The organism is Cellulomonas septica, from assembly GCF_012396155.1.
GTDB classification, from domain to species: Bacteria; Actinomycetota; Actinomycetes; order Actinomycetales; family Cellulomonadaceae; genus Cellulomonas; species Cellulomonas septica.
Genome location: NZ_JAAXOY010000662.1, coordinates 1 through 1,962 on the forward strand (window position 1 = coordinate 1; position 1,962 = coordinate 1,962).

Genomic DNA, 1,962 nt, shown 5'->3' on the forward strand with positions numbered 1-1,962 from the left:
CCGCCCCACCACGACCGACCCCGCCCGACTGGAGGACCTCGCATGAGCCCCACCCCCGAGGCCCTCGCCGCCGCGCGCGGCGCCCTGGCCCAGCAGACGATCGAGCTGCCCTCGTGGGCGTTCGGCAACTCCGGCACGCGGTTCAAGGTGTTCGCCCAGCAGGGCGTCCCGCGCGACCCGTTCGAGAAGATCGCCGACGCCGCCCAGGTGCACCGGTACACGGGCGTCGCGCCGCGCGTCAGCCTGCACATCCCGTGGGACCTCGTCGACGACTACGACGCGCTCGCGCGGCACGCGAAGGACCTCGGCGTGACGATCGGCGCGATCAACTCGAACCTGTTCCAGGACGACGACTACATGCTCGGCTCGCTCACGCACCCCGACGCCCGGGTGCGCGCCAAGGCCGTGCAGCACCACCTGCAGTGCATCGACGTCATGCGCGCGACGGGGTCGCAGGACCTCAAGCTCTGGCTGCCCGACGGCCTCAACTACCCGGGCCAGGACTCGATCCGCGCGCGGCAGGACCGGCTCGCCGAGGGGCTGCAGGAGATCTACGCGGCGCTCGACCCGCAGCACCGGCTGATCCTCGAGTACAAGTTCTTCGAGCCCGCGTTCTACTCGATGGACATCCCCGACTGGGGCACGTCGCTGCTGCACTGCCTCGCGCTCGGCGACCGGGCGATGGTCGTGCTCGACACCGGGCACCACGCGCCGGGCACGAACATCGAGTTCATCGTCGCGCAGCTGCTGCGCGCCGGGCGGCTCGGGGCGTTCGACTTCAACAGCCGGTTCTACGCCGACGACGACCTCATGGTGGGCGCCGCGGACCCCTTCCAGCTGTTCCGGATCATGCACGAGATCGTGCAGGCCGGGGCCCTCGCGCCCGACAGCGGCGTCATCTTCATGCTCGACCAGTGCCACAACATCGAGCCGAAGATCCCGGGCCAGATCCGGTCCGTCATGAACGTGCAGGAGGCGACGGCCAAGGCGCTGCTCGTCGACCGCTCCGCGCTGACGGACGCCCAGCTCGCGGGCGACGTGCTCGGCGCGAACGGCGTCCTCATGGACGCGTACAACACCGACGTGCGGCCGCTGCTCGCCGAGCTGCGCGCCGAGCAGGGCCTCGACCCTGAGCCCCTGGCCGCGTACGCGCGGTCCGGGTACGCCGAGACGATCGTCGCCGAGCGTGTCGGTGGCACGCAGGCCGGATGGGGAGCCTGACCGATGACCGAGAACACGGCCGCGGCCGACCTGATCGCCCGCTCCAACCGCCTGGGATCCGACCCGCGCGTCACCAACTACGCGGGCGGCAACACGTCCGCCAAGGGGGTCGCGACCGACCCCGTCACCGGCCAGGACGTCGAGCTGCTCTGGGTCAAGGGCTCGGGCGGCGACCTCGGCACGCTGACCGCGAAGAACCTCGCCGTCCTGCGGCTGGACCGGCTGCGAGCCCTCGTCGACGTGTACCCCGGCGTCGACCGCGAGGACGAGATGGTCGCCGCGTTCGACTACTGCCTGCACGGCAAGGGCGGCGCCGCGCCGTCGATCGACACCGCGATGCACGGGCTCGTCGACGCCGCGCACGTCGACCACCTGCACCCCGACTCGGGCATCGCGATCGCGACGGCGGCCGACGGCGAGGAGCTCACGCACGAGATCTTCGGCGACTCCGTCGTGTGGGTGCCGTGGCGCCGGCCCGGGTTCCAGCTCGGCCTCGACATCGCGGAGATCAAGGAGAAGAACCCGCAGGCCATCGGCTGCGTCCTCGGCGGGCACGGCATCACCGCGTGGGGCGACACCTCGGCGGAGGCCGAGCAGCGGTCGCTCGAGATCATCCGGTCCGCCGAGGCCTACATCGAGGAGCGCACGCGCGCGCTCGCCGCCGACGGCGGGCACCCGTTCGGCGCCGTCGTGCCGGGCTTCGAGGCGCTCGATCCCGCGGCCCGACGCCAGCGCGACGAG

General features: G+C 72.1%; 2 protein-coding genes. Both read left to right on the forward strand.

The window, feature by feature from the left end; all coding sequences use genetic code 11:
* Nucleotides 1-42: 42 nt before the first annotated feature.
* The gene (gene rhaI / locus HGA02_RS17855; RefSeq protein WP_168680591.1) at nt 43-1,221 is read left to right on the forward strand and encodes an L-rhamnose isomerase; all 1,179 of its coding nucleotides are present in this window, start codon (nt 43-45) and stop codon (nt 1,219-1,221) included.
* A gap of 3 nt (nt 1,222-1,224) precedes the next feature.
* On the forward strand, nt 1,225-1,962 hold a 738-nt coding region (locus HGA02_RS17860; protein WP_210728775.1), incomplete at its 3' end, for a class II aldolase/adducin family protein.